Consider the following 15,842-nt stretch of genomic DNA (forward strand, 5'->3'; position numbering starts at 1 on the left):
GCTGGTGAGAGGCGCAATGTCTGAGTCCCGCAAGACGGACGACAAGACGGACCATGCCTCGTCCCACACGCTTCTGGAAGGGCGGCTCGGCTATCGGCTCGAGTCCGCCCTTCTGGTGCGTGCGCTGACCCACCGTTCGTTCGCGTACGAGAACGGCGGTCTGCCCACCAACGAGCGGCTGGAGTTCCTCGGGGACTCCGTGCTCGGCCTGGTGGTCACGGACACGCTGTACCGGACCCACCCCGACCTGCCGGAAGGCCAGCTGGCCAAACTGCGGGCCGCGGTGGTCAACTCGCGTGCGCTGGCGGACGTGGGGCGCGAACTCGAACTCGGCTCCTTCATCCGGCTCGGCCGGGGCGAAGAGGGCACGGGTGGCCGGGACAAGGCATCCATCCTCGCCGACACCCTTGAAGCGGTGATCGGCGCGGTCTATCTCGACCAGGGCCTCGACGCGGCGTCCGAGCTGGTGCACCGGCTCTTCGACCCGCTGATCGAGAAGTCCTCGAACCTCGGTGCCGGCCTGGACTGGAAGACCAGTCTCCAGGAGCTCACCGCGGCCGAGGGCCTGGGTGTTCCGGAGTACCTCGTCTCCGAAGAGGGTCCGGACCACGAGAAGACCTTCACTGCTGCCGCCCGCGTCGGTGGTGTCTCGTACGGCACCGGCACCGGCCGCAGCAAGAAGGAAGCGGAGCAGCAGGCCGCAGAGTCCGCGTGGCGCGCGATCCGCGCGGCCGCGGACGAACGCGCGGCGGCGGCGAAGGCCGCGGCCGAGGCGGGAACGGGAGAGGTCGCCGACCCCTCTCCTACCGCCCACCGGGCGTCGGCCTGACGGCCGCCCCCCCGCTTCCCGAGAACCCCGCCCCAGGGCGGGGTTCTCGTCTTCTCCCGCCCTCCTTCCCCGCGTTCCGCCCCGCTTCTCCCCGCCTTCTTCCGTCCTTCTCACGGCCCGGCCCCCGGTAGGGTTGAACCGCTGTCGACGACGTACGTCCGGAGGAGTCCCGTGCCCGAGCTGCCCGAGGTCGAGGTCGTACGGCGGGGTCTGGAACGCTGGGTCGCCGGACGGACCGTGACCGAGGTCGAGGTGCTGCACCCCAGGGCCGTACGGCGTCATCCGGCGGGCGGCGAGGACTTCGCGGCCCGGCTGAAGGGGCAGCGGTTCGAGGCCGCGCGCCGCCGCGGCAAGTACCTCTGGCTGCCGCTCGCCGACACCGGCACCTCCGTCCTCGGACACCTGGGCATGAGCGGGCAGCTGCTCGTCCAGCCGGAGGAGGCCGCGGACGAGAAGCACCTCCGCATCCGGATCCGCTTCGCGCCGTCCGCCGACGACCTCGCCGCGGGCACGGTCGGCACCGAACTCCGCTTCGTCGACCAGCGCACCTTCGGCGGGCTCTCGCTCCACGACCAGACCCCCGACGGGCTGCCGGACGTCATCGGGCACATCGCCCGCGATCCGCTGGACCCCGAGTTCGACGACGCCGCCTTCCAGAGCGCGCTGCGGCTGCGCCGCACGACGGTCAAGCGGGCGCTGCTCGACCAGTCGCTGATCAGCGGCGTCGGCAACATCTACGCCGACGAGGCGCTCTGGCGGTCCCGGCTGCACTACGACCGGCCGACCGCCGGCCTCACGCGCCCGCGCTCGGCCGAACTCCTCGGGCACGTCCGGGACGTGATGAACGAGGCCCTCGCGGTCGGCGGCACCAGCTTCGACAGCCTGTACGTGAACGTCAACGGCGAATCCGGCTACTTCGACCGCTCGCTCGACGCCTACGGGCGCGAGGACGAGCCCTGCCACCGCTGCGGTACGCCGATGCGGCGCCGCGCGTGGATGAACCGCTCCAGCTACTTCTGCCCGCGCTGCCAGCGACCGCCGCGCGCGAGTGCCTGACGGCCCGCGCGGCTGACCCCGAGTGACTCGAGGCGCGAGCGGCTGAAGACCCGAGCGCCCGAGGACGCGCGCGTGTCCGGGGATCAGGCGCCGACCGGGGCCGCGCGCTCCGCGTCGTAGGTCTCCCTCGCCGCCTCGACCTGCGGCATCCGCCCCTCCACCAGCTCGATCAGGCCGATCAGCCGCTCCGCGATCTCGCGGCCGAGCGGGGTGAGCCGGTAGTCGACCCGCGGCGGATTCGTCTGCTGCGCCTCGCGGTGGACGAGTCCGTCGCGCTCAAGCGCGTGCAGGGTCTGGGACAGCATCTTCTCGCTCACGCCGTCGACCCGGCGCCGCAGTTCGTTGAACCGGAACGTCCCGTCGTACAGGGCGCCGAGGGTCAGGCTGCCCCAGCGGCCCGTCACGTGCTCCAGCGTGCCGCGCGAGGGGCAGGCGCGCGCGAACACGTCGTAGGCGAGGTCGTCAGTCATGCCCTCCACCGTACTCCCGCACAGCGCTCACTGCCAGGCGTGCGCTAACCCATGGGTTGCGCTGTCGAAAAGTTAGTGCTCTACTTCTGGGCGTCCCCGCAGTCCTGTTCGCAGACCTGCTCCCAGGCCTGTTCGCCGACCCGTTCTCGTTCGAGGAGCCCCTTGTGACCACCCCCGTCGTCTCCATCGCCTACCACTCCGGCTACGGCCACACCGCGGTCCTGGCCGAGGCCGTCCGCGACGGTGCCGCCGACACGGGCGCCGTCGTGCACCTGATCACGGTCGACGGGATCACCGAGGCCGAGTGGGAGCTGCTCGACGCCTCCGACGCCATCGTCTTCGGCTCGCCGACCTACATGGGCACGGCCTCGGGCGCCTTCCACCAGTTCGCCGAGGACTCCTCGAAGCGCTGGTTCGCCGACGCCTGGCTGGACAAGCTCGCCGCCGGCTTCACCAACTCCGGCTCCAAGAGCGGCGACAAGCTGCACACCCTGCAGTACTTCCAGATCCTCGCCGGCCAGCACGGCATGCACTGGGTCAACCTCGGCCTCAAGCCCGGCTGGAACACCAGCGAGGCCTCCGAGAACGACATCAACCGCCTCGGCTTCTTCTCCGGTGCCGCCGGCCAGACCCACGCCGACCTGGGTCCCGAGGGCGTCCACAAGGCCGACATCGCCACCGCCGAACACCTCGGCCGCCGCGTCGCCCTGACGGCCCGCACCTTCGCGGCGGGCAGGGCCGCCGCCTGAGCCTCCGTGCCGCGCGGTACACGAAGCCGTACGCGAAAGGGCCCGCCACCGGGAAGGTGACGGGCCCTTTCACGCGAGGGAGGTGCGGGGACCGGCGGGTCAGTAACCGAAGTCCTGGGTCCACCAGGGGCCGCCGTCGGCGAAGTGGACGCCCACGCCCAGGGTGGTGAAGTCGCAGTTCAGGATGTTGGCGCGGTGGCCGTCGCTGTTCATCCAGGACTCCATGACGGCGGCCGCGTCGGCCTGGCCGCGGGCGATGTTCTCGCCGCCGAGGCCCGAGACGCCCGCCTTCTCGGCGCGCGCCCACGGGGTGGCCCCGTCCGGGTCCGTGTGGTCGAAGAAGCCGCGGGCCGCCATGTCCTCGCTGAACGCTCCGGCCAGTGCCGCGAGCCGGGCGTCCGCGGTCACCGGGGAGCAGCCCACCTTGGCGCGCTCGACGTTGACCAGTCGGACGACCTCCGCCTCGGCGGCCTCGCCGCGGTCGGCGGTGGAAGGGGCCGCGGTCGTCTCGACCGGGGCCTCCGTCGTCGGGTCGGGCTTCGGCTCGGGCTTCGGCGCGGGGGCCTTCGTGGTGGGCGCGGCCGTGGTCTTCCGCGGGGCCGGCGGCTTGGTCGGCGCCTTCGTGGGCGCCTTGGCCGGGGCCTTCGACGGGGTCGGCTTCGTCGCCTTCGGGGTCGGCTTCGTGGACGGGGTCGCCGACGGCGAGGCCGTCCTGCCCTTGTCCGTGCCCGCGCTCGCCCCGGCACTCGTGCGCGCGCCGTTCGAGTCGGCGGTCGGGGTCTGGGTGGACCCGCCCTGCGTCGTCAGCTCCGGCGCCTGCCGTGCCTGGCTCGGGCGCTCGCTCGAGCCGGCGCTCCCGACGGTGAACGTGTCCCCGCCGGGCAGCAGGCCCGAGGCGACGGCGATGGCGCCCACCGCGACGGCGGCGGAGGCTCCGAGCAGGCCGGTGCGCACGGGAGTACGCCGCTTGCGGCGGGTCCCCCGGTGACGGCGGTCCGAACCGTCCGCGTAGTCTTCTGCGGCGGGTGCGGCTCCGGCGCGACGGTGGCGTCCCATCTGGTCTGCCTTCCTCTTGCTGGTCCTGCTGTGGTCCTGTGCCGACCCTGCGGCCTTTGCTGATCTTTGCTGTCGGTACCGTTGCGGACCGGCAGTCGAACAGGGCGGGTCCGATCGGGTGAGGCGTGTTCGGTCGGGACTGTAGTCCATGCGGGCCGGGGGCGATGTGCTCATCTGGCAATCCGCCCGCTAGCGTGCAGGCATGAGCGACGACGTTCGGATGACCGCCTGGGTGCGCGGCCGGGTACAGGGAGTGGGCTTCCGCTGGTTCACCAGGGCAAACGCTTTGGAGATCGGCGGCCTGGTGGGCTTCGCCCTCAACCTCGACGACGGCCGGGTGCAGGTGGTGGCCGAAGGGGCGCGTGAGAATTGCCACCGTCTGCTCGCCTGGCTCCACTCCGCCGACACACCCGGGCGAGTGGACGGCGTCACTGAGATCTGGGCCACCCCGCGCGGCGGCTACGACGGCTTCGCCATCCGCTGACGATCACTCTCCGACACCCTCTCCGGTGACCGAGAGGGGCCTCGAAAGGACGCGCGGTAACAGTCGGATGACGGGGAAACCCCCTGGTGGTTGCCAAGGAGCGGCCGTCATGGAAGGCTGCCGGGTAAGGATGATCGCGACGCCCTGAGGCACCGAGTTCATGAGGCCCCGCCGCCCGCTGAGCGGCCCGGGACTCCTCGGTCGGCCCTTCAGACGGGGCGTGATCGTGTTGACCGTCAAACTTTTTGGTGAGACTCTGGAAGCCCCGCGCACCTTAGCTGTTTGGCAGTGGAACCGGCACGACAAGCAGTACTGCCGAGCACCGCGGGTGCGAAATCCCTCACGACCCAACCGCTACGGTCGGTCACTCATTGTGGAGGACCACTCATCATGGCAAAGGCGCTTCTCGGTTACGTCGGCGGCTCCGACCCGCGACTCCTCGCCGAGATGCGACGGCTCCAGCAGCGCGTCCAGGACCTGGAATCCGAGCTGGTACGGATCCAGTCCGAGAACGACTCGCTCGCCGCGGCCGCCGCTCAGCACCAGGGAGAGTCACTGCTGAACAGCATCGACCTCGACGTACCCCAGGCGGAGCCTGCGCTCACCTGACAACCCCAGCCCCGAGGGGCCAGGTGGGAAACACTCACGCCGGACTCACGTCGGCACAGCCGCATGGACACTCATGCCGGTCGAGCCAACCGCACATCCAGGCCGGCAGAGCAGACATGCAAGGGGCGCTTCGGCGTCCCTTCTTTCTTTCACCCGCCGTTCCCCTCCCGTCCCACCCCTCCTCACCCGAGGATCTGCCCTACGCGTTCGCGGGTGAAACGCACGAGCCCCGGTAGAGTCCCGGGCGTGCACCTCAAGGCCCTGACACTCCGCGGATTCAAGTCGTTCGCCTCGGCCACCACGCTGCGGTTCGAACCGGGAATCACCTGTGTCGTGGGCCCCAACGGATCGGGCAAGTCCAACGTCGTGGACGCCCTGTCCTGGGTCATGGGCGAGCAGGGCGCCAAGTCGCTGCGCGGCGGCAAGATGGAGGACGTCATCTTCGCCGGCACGACCGGGCGCCCCCCGCTCGGCCGTGCCGAGGTGTCCCTCACCATCGACAACTCCGACGGCGCGCTGCCCATCGACTACGCCGAGGTCACGCTCACCCGCATCATGTTCCGCGGCGGCAGCAGCGAGTACCAGATCAACGGCGACACCTGCCGGCTGCTCGACTTCCAGGACCTGCTCTCCGACTCCGGCATCGGCCGAGAGATGCACGTCATCGTCGGCCAGGGGCAGCTCGACTCCGTGCTGCACGCCGACCCGATGGGCCGCCGCGCCTTCATCGAGGAGGCCGCCGGAGTCCTCAAGCACCGCAAGCGCAAGGAGAAGGCGCTGCGGAAGCTCGACGCGATGCAGGCCAACCTCGCGCGCGTCCAGGACCTCACCGACGAACTGCGCCGCCAGCTCAAGCCCCTCGGCCGGCAGGCCGCGGTCGCCCGCCGCGCCGTCGTCATCCAGGCCGACCTCCGCGACGCCCGGCTCCGCCTCCTCGCCGACGACCTCGTCCACCTCCAGCGGGCCCTCACCGCCGAGGTCGCCGACGAAGCGGCCCTGCTCGCCCGCAAGGAGGCCACCGAGGCCGAACTGCGGACCGCGGTCGCCCGCGAGGCCGCCCTGGAGGCCGAGGCACGCGCGCTCGTACCCCGGCTCGAACGCGCCCAGCAGAACTGGTACGCCCTCTCCCAGCTCGCCGAACGCGTCCGCGGCACGGTCTCCCTGGCCGACGCGCGGATGAAGAGCGCCACCGCCGCACCCGCCGAGGAACGCCGCGGCCGCGACCCGGAGGACCTGGAGCGGGAGGCGGCCCGGGTCCGGGAGCAGGAGGCCGAGCTGGAGGTCGCCCTGGAGGCGGCCGAGCGCGCCCTCGAGGACACCGTCGCCCACCGCTCCGAGCTCGAACAGGCCCTCGCGTCCGAGGAGCGCCGCCTCAAGGACCTGGCCCGCGCCCTCGCCGACCGGCGCGAGGGACTCGCCCGCCTCCACGGCCAGGTCAACGCGGCCCGCTCGCGCGCCGCCTCCGCCCAGGCCGAGATCGACCGCCTCGCCGCCGCCCGCGACGAGGCGGGGGAGCGGGCGGCCGCCGCCCAGGAGGAGTACGAGCTGCTCAAGGCCGAGGTCGACGGCCTCGACGCCGCGGACACCGAGCACGGCGAACGGTACGAGGCCGCCCGCCGCGAACTGGCCGACGCCGAGGCCGCGCTCGGCGCCGCCCGCGAGGCCTCCGCCACCGCCGAACGCCGCCGCGCCGCGACCCTCGCCCGGCACGACACCCTCGCCCTCGGACTGCGCCGCAAGGACGGCACGGGCGCCCTGCTGACCGCCGGACTCAGCGGACTCCTCGGCCCGGCCGCCGAACTCCTCACCGTCACCCCCGGATACGAGATCCCCGTCGCCGCCGCACTCGGCGCCGCCGCCGACGCGGTCGCCGCCACCGGCCCCTCCGCCGCCGCCGAAGCCCTCCGCCTGCTCCGCAAGCAGGACGCGGGCCGCGCGTCGCTGCTCCTGACCGGAGCCCCCGAACCGGACCGCCCGGAAGGGACCGGGGCCCCCGCGGCCGGAGGACACCCGAGCGCCGCCGACCTCGTCCGGGGACCCGACGAACTCATGGGAGCCGTCCGCCGGCTGCTCGCCGGAATCGTCGTCGTCGACGACCTGGACCAGGCCGCCGAACTCGTCAGGAGCCGTCCCGCGTCCACCGCGGTCACCCTGGAGGGCGACCTGCTCGGGGCCCACTTCGCCCAGGGCGGCTCCGCGGGCGCGCCCAGCCTCCTGGAGGTCCAGGCCTCGGTCGACGAGGCCGCCGCCGAGCTCGACGAACTCGCCGTACGCTGCGAGGAGTCGGCGGCCGCCAAGGACGAGGCCGACGCACGGCGCCGTACCGCCGCAGCGCTCGTCGAGGAACTCGACACCCTTCGCCGTACCGCCGAACGGGAGAAGTCCGCCGTCGCCCAGCAGCTCGGCCGGCTCGCTGGCCAGGCCAGGGGAGCGGCGGGCGAGGCCGAGCGGACCGCGGCCGCCGCCGCCCGCGCCCAGGAGGCCCTGGAGAAGGCGACCGCCGAGGCGGAGGAGCTCGCCGAACGGCTCCTCGTGGCCCAGGAGGCAGCTGCGTTCGGGGAGGGCGGGGACGAGGAACCCGACACCGGCACCCGCGACCGGCTCGCCATCGACGGATCCAACGCGCGCCAGACCGAGATGGAGGCCCGCCTCCAGGTCCGTACCCACGAGGAGCGGGTCAAGGGGCTCGCCGGCCGGGCCGACTCGCTCGACCGCGCCGCCCGGGCCGAACGGGAGGCACGCGCGCGTGCCGAGGAACGGCGCGCCCGGCTGCGCCACGAGGAGCGGGTCGCGGGCGCGGTCGCCGCCGGCGCCCGGAGCCTCCTGGCCCACATCGAGGTGTCGCTCGTCCGCGCCGAGCGGGAGCGGGTGGTGGCGCAGGCGGCGCGGGCCGACCGGGAGGAGGGCCTGACGGCCGCCCGGAACCGGGGCCGCGACCTCAAGGCGGAACTCGACAAGCTGACCGACTCCGTGCACCGGGGCGAGGTCCTCGGCGCGGAGAAGCGCCTGCGGATCGAGCAGCTGGAGTCGAAGGCCCTGGAGGAGTTCGGTGTGGAGGCGACCGCGCTGGTCGCCGAGTACGGCCCGGACCAGCCCGTGCCGCCGTCCCCGACCGCCGGGGGAGCGGAGGGCGTGGCGGGAGCCGAGGGCGTGGCGGGGGCCGAGGGCGTGGCGGGGGCGGACTCCCCGGGAGCGGACTCCGCGGGGGCCGGCTCCCCGGAGGCCGACGAGGCGCGCCCCTTCATCCGTTCGGAGCAGGAGAAGCGGCTCAGGGCCGCCGAACGGGCGTACCACCAGCTCGGCAAGGTCAACCCGCTGGCCCTCGAGGAGTTCGCGGCCCTGGAGGAGCGGCACCGCTTCCTCTCCGAGCAGCTGGAGGACCTGAGGAAGACCCGGACGGACCTGCTTCAGGTCGTGAAGGAGGTCGACCTGCGGGTCGAGCAGGTCTTCACCGAGGCCTACCGGGACACGGCCCGCGAGTTCGAGGGCGTCTTCTCTAGGCTCTTCCCCGGCGGCGAGGGCCGGCTCGTCCTCACGGACCCCGACAACATGCTGACCACCGGCGTCGAGGTGGAGGCCCGCCCGCCCGGCAAGAAGGTCAAGCGGCTCTCGCTGCTCTCCGGCGGCGAGCGCTCGCTGACGGCCGTGGCGCTGCTGGTGTCGATCTTCAAGGCCAGGCCCAGCCCGTTCTACGTGATGGACGAGGTCGAGGCGGCGCTCGACGACACCAACCTCCAGCGGCTGATCCGGATCATGCGGGAGCTCCAGGAGTCCTCTCAGCTGATCGTGATCACGCACCAGAAGCGGACCATGGAGGTCGCGGACGCGCTGTACGGGGTGTCCATGCAGGGCGACGGCGTCTCGAAGGTGATCAGCCAGCGGCTGCGCTGAGGCTGGGCATGGACCATTGCTTCAAGTGTTGAACCCAACGCCCTCTTCAGTGCTTATTAAGTCACATGACATCGGGTATTGACTTCGAAACTTGAAGGCATAGTCTCTGCAACGTTGCTTTTACCTTCACGTGGTGGGCGGCGTGAAGTTGTGCGCCACTGGAAGGGCTTGTGCCCCCCATCGAGGAGTCCATGTGTCCAATACCGCGCAGGCGCCCACGCCGCCGCCTTCCGGCGGCCGCACCGCACATCCGGACCACCTCGGCCACGTCATCTTCATCACGGCCTCCGCGGCGATGGGCGGATTCCTCTTCGGGTACGACAGCTCCGTCATCAACGGCGCCGTCGAGGCGATCCGCGACCGCTACGACATCGGCTCCGGCACCCTCGCCCAGGTCATCGCCATCGCCCTGATCGGCTGCGCCATCGGCGCCGCCACCGCGGGCCGGATCGCCGACCGCATCGGGCGCATCCGCTGCATGCAGATCTCGGCGGTGCTCTTCGCCGTCAGCGCCGTCGGCTCCGCGCTGCCCTTCGCCCTCTGGGACCTGGCGCTCTGGCGCATCGTCGGCGGCTTCGCCATCGGCATGGCCTCCGTCATCGGCCCGGCGTACATCGCCGAGGTCGCCCCCGCCGCCTACCGCGGCCGCCTCGGCTCCTTCCAGCAGGCCGCGATCGTCATCGGCATCGCCATCTCCCAGCTGGTCAACTACGGCATCCTCCAGCTCGCCGACGGCGACCAGCGCGGCGAGATCGGCGGCCTGGAAGCCTGGCAGTGGATGCTCGGCGTGATGGTCGTCCCCGCCGTGCTCTACGGCATGCTCTCCTTCGCCATCCCCGAGTCGCCCCGCTTCCTCATCTCCGTCGGGCGGATCGACCGCGCCAAGGAGGTCCTCTCCGAGGTCGAGGGCAAGGGGGTCGACCTCGACCACCGTGTCGCCGAGATCGACAGGGCCATGCGCAGCGAGCACAAGTCCACCTTCAAGGACCTGCTCGTCGCCGGCTCCCGGTTCAGGCTGCTGCCGATCGTCTGGGTCGGCATCGGACTCTCGGTCTTCCAGCAGCTCGTCGGCATCAACGTCGCGTTCTACTACTCCGCGACCCTCTGGCAGTCCGTCGGCATCGACCCGTCGAGCTCGTTCTTCTACTCGTTCACCACGTCGATCATCAACATCATCGGCACCGTGATCGCGATGGTCCTGGTCGACCGCGTCGGCCGCAAGCCGCTCGCCCTCGTCGGCTCCGTCGGCATGGCGATCGCCCTCGCCTTCGAGGCCTGGGCCTTCTCCGCCGACCTCGTCGACGGCAAACTGCCCGAGACGCAGGGCGTCGTGGCGCTCGTCGCCGCCCATGTCTTCGTGCTCTTCTTCGCCCTCTCGTGGGGCGTGGTGGTGTGGGTCTTCCTCGGCGAGATGTTCCCCAACCGGATCCGCGCCGCCGCGCTCGGCGTCGCCGCCTCCGCGCAGTGGATCGCCAACTGGGCCATCACGGCCAGCTTCCCGTCCCTCGCGGACTGGAACCTCTCCGGCACCTACATCATCTACACGGTCTTCGCCGTGCTCTCGATCCCCTTCGTGCTCAGGTACGTCAAGGAGACCAAGGGCAAGGCGTTGGAGGAGATGGGCTAACCCCCCCCCGCTGTCCCTCTCCTCACCCACGGAACTGCCCCGGCCCGAGGCCTCACGCCTCGGACCGGGGCAGTACGCCGTGGCCGTCGGGCGCTCAGGCCGTCAGCCCTCAGGCCGTCATGTCCTCAGACGCTCAGACGCTCAGACGCTCAGGCCGTGAGCCGGGGAAGGACGGCGTCGCAGAACAGCCGCAGGCTCCGCCACCCCTCCTCCACCGGCATCCCGCCGCACAGCGGATGCAGCACCAGGCTCTCCAGGCCGAGCGCCAGGCACTCCTCGGGGGTGACGACCCGGTAGACCCCCTCCGCGCGCAGCTCCGCCACCGTCGTGGCCGCCGACCGCACCGCCGAGCGGATGTCCTTCGACTGCCAGGAGGCGTACATCCGCGCCTCGTGCAGGAAGTGCTCCCCGTACTCCGCCCAGGTCCGGTCCGGGTCCTCCGACAGGTGCAGCAGCGGCGTCACCTCGGCCGGCATCATGGTCCAGCCCTCCGTGCCGTACTCCGCGCACCGCTCCCGGTAGTACGCCTCGATCTCCGGCAGGTGCGCGCTCGGGAAGAACGGCAGTCCGAGGCGGGCGGCCCGCCGCGCCGCCGCCCGCGACGAGCCCCCGACCAGCAGCATCGGATGCGGCTGGGTGAAGGGCCGCGGGGTGACCCGTACCGTACGGCCCTGATACGTGAAGGGCTCCCCGCTCCAGGCCGTGAGCAGGGTCTCCAGGAGCAGGTCCTGGAGCTTCCCGCGCCGCCCCCAGTCGACCCCGCGCTCCTCGTACTCCTCCGGGCGGTAGCCGATCCCCGCCACCGTCACCAGGCGTCCGCCGCTCAGCAGGTCGAGGACGGCGATGTCCTCGGCGAGCCGCAGCGGGTCGTGCAGCGGCCCGATGATCGCGGAGACCGTCACCGCGATCCGCCGCGTCGCGCCGAAGACCGCCCCGGCGAAGGCGAAGGGGGACGGCAGCCAGTTGTTGTCGACCCCGTGGTGCTCCTCGGTCTGCACGGTGTCGACGCCGTGCGCGTCGGCGTACGCGGCCATCTCGACGGCGGCCCGGTAGCGGGCGGAGAGGGACTCGGGGGTCGCGCGGGGATCGACGAGGTTGAACCGGACGACGCTGAACGGCATGGGAAGTCCCCCTCCGCTGGTGGGATACCGGCGAAGGGGGACGTTATCTGACGTAGCGTCAGATGGAAACGGTCTCGCGGGTCCCGGCGGACTCCGCGGGCTCGACCGGCTCCTGGGCCGGTGTGCGCGGCAGGACGGCGTACAGGACGCCCGCCACCACGATGGTCGCCGCCCAGCCGAGGCCGTTCTCGCCGATCCAGGAGGAGGCGAGCGGGCCGGAGAACCAGTCGACCCTGGTGAAGAGGAGCCCCGCGACGAGCGCGACCGCCCAGGCCGTCATCGCCTGCCAGGCGAAACCGCCCCGGTACCAGTACGCGCTGGTCCGGGTCGTGTCCATGAGCGCCACCGCGTCGTACGACCGCCGCCGCAGCATGTCCACGCCGAAGACGCCGATCCAGGCCGAGAACGCCACCGCGAGCAGGGTCAGGAAGGAGATGAACGAGCCGATGAAGCTGGTCGCCACCACCATGAGCAGGAAGCCGAAGACCAGGCTGATCAGCGCGTTGACGCTGACCGCCGCCGCGCGCGAGACCTTGATGCCCAGGGTCTGCGCGGTGAACCCGGCCGAGTACATCGACATCGAGTTGATCAGCAGCATCCCGAGCAGGGCGATCACCAGGTAGGGCACCGAGATCCACATCGGCAGCAGCTCGCCGATGAAGGAGACCGGGTCCTGCGCCGAGGCCAGGTCCGGCGTCGACACCGCCATGACCGCGCCCATCAGGACCATCGGCAGCACGACGATCCCGGCGCCGCCGACGGTGGAGCCGACCATCGCCCTCGACGAGGCCGTACGGGGCAGGTAGCGGGTGAAGTCGGGGCCCGAGGGGACCCAGCTGATGCCGCCGGCCGCGATGGTGCCGATGCCCGCGACCATCATCGCCGTCGAACCGGCCGGCTTGTCGAAGACGGCGGACCAGTCGGTGTTCGCCACCAGATAGACCAGGACGAGCACCGAGAAGGCGCCGAAGACGTAGGTGGACCACTTGCTGCACACCCGCAGGGCGTTGATCCCCAGCCCCGAGACGAGGAAGGTGCAGGTGACGAAGAGGAGCAGCGTCACGACGATGAGGAACGTGTTCGACTTCACGTCGAAGAGCAGGTCGAGCACGGTCAGCACCGCGTAGGCGCCGGTGACGGCGTTGATGGTCTCCCAGCCCCACCGGGCCACCCAGATCAGCGCACCGGGAAAGAGGTTCCCGCGCTGGCCGAACACCGCGCGCGACAGCGCCATCCCGGGCGCGCCGCCCCGCTTGCCCGCGATCGATATCAGGCCGACGATCCCGTACGAGAGGACCGGCGCGGCGACCGCCACGGCCAGGACCTGCCAGAAGTTCAGGCCGTTGAAGACGATCAGGCCGGCGCCCATCGTGAGCAGCAGCACACTGATGTTGGCCGCGACCCAGGTCGGGAAGAGCTCGCGGACCCGGCCGGTCCGCTCGGCGTCGGGGACGGGTTCGAGACCGCGGGTCTCCATCGCGCCGTCGTGCGTCGCGCCTGCGGCTTCGGAGGCGTCGTGGGGCATGGGGGTACTCCGTACGAAGGTGTGGGGGTCCGAACATCGTACATACGCGCCCTATCGAGCAAAGGGTGCGTCCGTACGCAGAAGGGCCGCCCCACTCGGCGGGCCGCCCCGCCCTCAGGGCCGCCCCGCCCCCGAGGGGCCTCCCGCCGGTGTGCCGCCGAACGGCGGACCCGTCCGGCCCGGACGGGCACGCCCCCGCCGCGAGAACGAGGGGGCGCGGGCGAGGTCGCGCCATACTGGTCGGGTTATGGAACTCATCCTTGCTGTAGTCATCGCTCTGGTCGTCGCGGTCGCCGTGACGAGCGGGCTCGTGATCAGCGGTCGCAAGAAGAAGCAGCTGCCGCCGGCCGAGCCGCCGTCCACCACGCCGACCATCACCGCTCCGCCCGCCGAACCGCATGTCGGCGAGGAGGCGGAGACGCCGCGGGAGGAACCACGCCGCACGGTCGAGGAGGTCGAACTCCCCGCCGAGCAGGCCGTCGAGACGCCCGCCGCCGTCGAGGACCCCGTCGTCGCCGAGCCCGCGGCTCCCGAGATCGAGGTCCCGGAGCCCACCGCCGGCCGTCTCGTACGGCTCCGGGCCCGGCTCGCCCGCTCGCAGAACTCGCTCGGCAAGGGGCTGCTCACGCTCCTGTCCCGCGAGCACCTCGACGAGGACACCTGGGAGGAGATCGAGGAGACCCTTCTCACCGCCGATGTCGGCGTCGCTCCCACCCAGGAGCTCGTCGAGCGGCTGCGCGAGCGGGTCCGGGTGCTCGGCACCCGCACCCCCGAGGAGCTGCGCGCGCTCCTCCGCGAGGAGCTCGTCACCCTGCTCGGCCCCGACCTGGACCGCACGGTGCACACCGAGAGCCCCACGGACGTGCCCGGCGTGGTCATGGTCGTCGGCGTCAACGGCACCGGGAAGACCACGACCACCGGCAAGCTGGCCCGTGTCCTCGTCGCCGACGGCAAGTCCGTCGTCCTCGGCGCGGCCGACACCTTCCGTGCCGCCGCCGCCGACCAGCTCCAGACCTGGGGCGAGCGCGTCGGCGCCCGGACCGTCCGCGGCCCGGAGGGCGGCGACCCGGCGTCGATCGCCTTCGACGCGGTCAAGGAGGGCATCGCGGAGGGCGCCGACGTGGTCCTCATCGACACCGCCGGCCGCCTCCACACCAAGACCGGCCTCATGGACGAGCTCGGCAAGGTCAAGCGCGTCGTCGAGAAGCACGGCCCGCTCGACGAGGTCCTGCTCGTCCTCGACGCCACCACCGGGCAGAACGGCCTGATCCAGGCCCGTGTCTTCGCCGAGGTGGTCGACATCACCGGCATCGTGCTCACCAAGCTCGACGGCACCGCCAAGGGCGGCATCGTGGTGGCCGTCCAGCGCGAGCTGGGCGTCCCGGTCAAGCTGATCGGCCTGGGCGAGGGCCCGGACGACCTGGCGCCCTTCGAGCCGGGCGCCTTCGTTGACGCCCTGATCGGCGACTGACGCCTCGTACGGTACGCGGAAGGGCCCTCGCCGGGTGGCGAGGGCCCTTCCGCGTACCGGGGCTCGGAGGCGGGTGTGCCGGGGCTCAGAAGTGGGTGCGGTGGCAGATGTACGCCAGCGTGCCGAGCAGCAGCCGCGCCTGCGGCGGCGCGCCCGCCGTGTCCAGCGTCGGGGGCCGCAGCCAGCGCACCGGACCGAGCCCGCCCAGGTCCGACGGGGGAGCGGTGACATGGGCGCCGGGCCCCAGGCAGTGCAGATCCAGATCGGCGTCGTCCCAGCCCATCCGGTAGAGCAGCTGCGGGAGCTCCGCGGCCGCTCCGGGGGCCACGAAGAACCGCGCCCGGCCGGTCGGCGTCGCGCACACCGGGCCCAGCGGCAGCCCCATGCGCTCGAGCCGGACGAGCGCCCGGCGGCCCGCGGCCTCGGCGACCTCGATCACGTCGAAGGCCCGGCCCACCGGGAGCAGCAGCGCCGCTCCGGGGTACTCCGACCACGCCTTGGTCGCGACGTCGAGACCGGCGCCGGCCGGGACCGGTTCGGCGAAGGAGAGGGGATGCGCGCCCGGGGCCGTACAGGCCGGATCCCCGCAGGAGCACTGGCCGGAGACGGCCCGCGCTCCGGGCACCACGGCCCAGCCCCACAGTCCTGTGTACTCGGCCACCGCTGTGCACTCCGTGGTGCGAACGCGGCGGCGTGCGCCGGACCGCATCTCACGAATGCCGCCGATCGTGAAACCCATGTCCCCTCCAACGGGTCGAGCGCGCCGGTGGTTACGACCCGGAGCAACGTCATCACCCTTCGTCACGTTCCGTCGCCGAGGGTGGCGCGCGGTCGTGTGCGGGGTGGTGCGGGCCGGTGCGCGCGCCTCTCCGCGCATCCGTCCGCCGACTCCGGTTCGTCGCATGTCAAGTGAATCGCGTTCCACGGGCGGCGAGTTCATTCGAAGGGGTGGCG

General features: G+C 72.1%; 13 protein-coding genes. 8 read left to right on the plus strand and 5 right to left on the minus strand.

Features of this window, described 5'->3' with window-relative positions; translation table 11 throughout:
- Nucleotides 1-16: 16 nt before the first annotated feature.
- Nucleotides 17-829 (plus strand): ribonuclease III, encoded by an 813-nt coding sequence (rnc, locus tag AMK27_RS26195; RefSeq protein WP_073912861.1) that lies wholly within the window; start codon nucleotides 17-19, stop codon nucleotides 827-829.
- 171 nt (nucleotides 830-1,000) lie between these two features.
- Entirely contained in the window at nucleotides 1,001-1,885 is an 885-nt protein-coding gene (mutM, locus tag AMK27_RS26200; protein ID WP_073912864.1) for a bifunctional DNA-formamidopyrimidine glycosylase/DNA-(apurinic or apyrimidinic site) lyase, read from the plus strand.
- 83 nt (nucleotides 1,886-1,968) lie between these two features.
- On the opposite strand, the gene AMK27_RS26205 is transcribed toward mutM, so the two are convergent.
- Entirely contained in the window at nucleotides 1,969-2,355 is a 387-nt protein-coding gene (locus AMK27_RS26205; protein ID WP_073913254.1) for a winged helix-turn-helix transcriptional regulator, read from the minus strand.
- Between the two features lie 164 nt (nucleotides 2,356-2,519).
- Between AMK27_RS26205 and AMK27_RS26210 the strand changes: the two genes are divergently transcribed.
- Nucleotides 2,520-3,104, plus strand: a complete 585-nt coding sequence (locus AMK27_RS26210; RefSeq protein ID WP_073912866.1) for a flavodoxin family protein — start codon at nucleotides 2,520-2,522, stop codon at nucleotides 3,102-3,104.
- Between the two features lie 99 nt (nucleotides 3,105-3,203).
- Here AMK27_RS26210 and AMK27_RS26215 read toward each other — a convergent pair whose 3' ends face one another.
- The gene (locus AMK27_RS26215; RefSeq protein WP_073912869.1) at nucleotides 3,204-4,160 is read right to left on the minus strand and encodes a CAP domain-containing protein; all 957 of its coding nucleotides are present in this window, start codon (nucleotides 4,158-4,160) and stop codon (nucleotides 3,204-3,206) included.
- Between the two features lie 202 nt (nucleotides 4,161-4,362).
- Here AMK27_RS26215 and AMK27_RS26220 point away from each other — a divergent pair, with 202 nt between their 5' ends.
- The 4 genes from AMK27_RS26220 to AMK27_RS26235 all read left to right on the plus strand — a co-directional run bounded on the left by AMK27_RS26220 (nucleotide 4,363) and on the right by AMK27_RS26235 (nucleotide 10,771).
- Nucleotides 4,363-4,644, plus strand: a complete 282-nt coding sequence (locus tag AMK27_RS26220; protein ID WP_030325609.1) for an acylphosphatase — start codon at nucleotides 4,363-4,365, stop codon at nucleotides 4,642-4,644.
- Between the two features lie 390 nt (nucleotides 4,645-5,034).
- Entirely contained in the window at nucleotides 5,035-5,253 is a 219-nt protein-coding gene (locus AMK27_RS26225) for a hypothetical protein (RefSeq protein ID WP_015036455.1), read from the plus strand.
- A 246-nt stretch (nucleotides 5,254-5,499) separates the two neighbouring features.
- On the plus strand, nucleotides 5,500-9,144 hold the full coding sequence (gene smc / locus AMK27_RS26230) for a chromosome segregation protein SMC (protein ID WP_073912872.1): 3,645 nt from the start codon (nucleotides 5,500-5,502) through the stop codon (nucleotides 9,142-9,144).
- A 193-nt stretch (nucleotides 9,145-9,337) separates the two neighbouring features.
- On the plus strand, nucleotides 9,338-10,771 hold the full coding sequence (locus tag AMK27_RS26235; protein ID WP_073912876.1) for a sugar porter family MFS transporter: 1,434 nt from the start codon (nucleotides 9,338-9,340) through the stop codon (nucleotides 10,769-10,771).
- Nucleotides 10,772-10,920: 149 nt separating this feature from the next.
- On the opposite strand, the gene AMK27_RS26240 is transcribed toward AMK27_RS26235, so the two are convergent.
- Nucleotides 10,921-11,892 carry an LLM class flavin-dependent oxidoreductase gene (locus AMK27_RS26240; protein WP_073912879.1) on the minus strand — a complete coding sequence of 324 codons (972 nt, stop codon included), beginning with the start codon at nucleotides 11,890-11,892 and terminating at the stop codon, nucleotides 10,921-10,923.
- Nucleotides 11,893-11,950: 58 nt separating this feature from the next.
- A complete protein-coding gene (locus tag AMK27_RS26245) occupies nucleotides 11,951-13,417 on the minus strand; it encodes a cytosine permease (protein WP_073912882.1) in 1,467 nt (488 codons plus the stop codon).
- Nucleotides 13,418-13,664: 247 nt separating this feature from the next.
- Here AMK27_RS26245 and ftsY point away from each other — a divergent pair, with 247 nt between their 5' ends.
- Nucleotides 13,665-14,888 carry a signal recognition particle-docking protein FtsY gene (gene ftsY, locus AMK27_RS26250; protein ID WP_073912885.1) on the plus strand — a complete coding sequence of 408 codons (1,224 nt, stop codon included), beginning with the start codon at nucleotides 13,665-13,667 and terminating at the stop codon, nucleotides 14,886-14,888.
- A gap of 85 nt (nucleotides 14,889-14,973) precedes the next feature.
- Here the strand turns inward: ftsY and AMK27_RS26255 are convergent, their stop codons facing one another.
- On the minus strand, nucleotides 14,974-15,627 hold the full coding sequence (locus tag AMK27_RS26255) for a bifunctional DNA primase/polymerase (protein ID WP_073912888.1): 654 nt from the start codon (nucleotides 15,625-15,627) through the stop codon (nucleotides 14,974-14,976).
- Nucleotides 15,628-15,842 lie beyond the last annotated feature (215 nt).

The sequence above is a fragment of the Streptomyces sp. CB02009 genome (genome assembly GCF_001905825.1).
Lineage (GTDB): Bacteria > Actinomycetota > Actinomycetes > Streptomycetales > Streptomycetaceae > Streptomyces.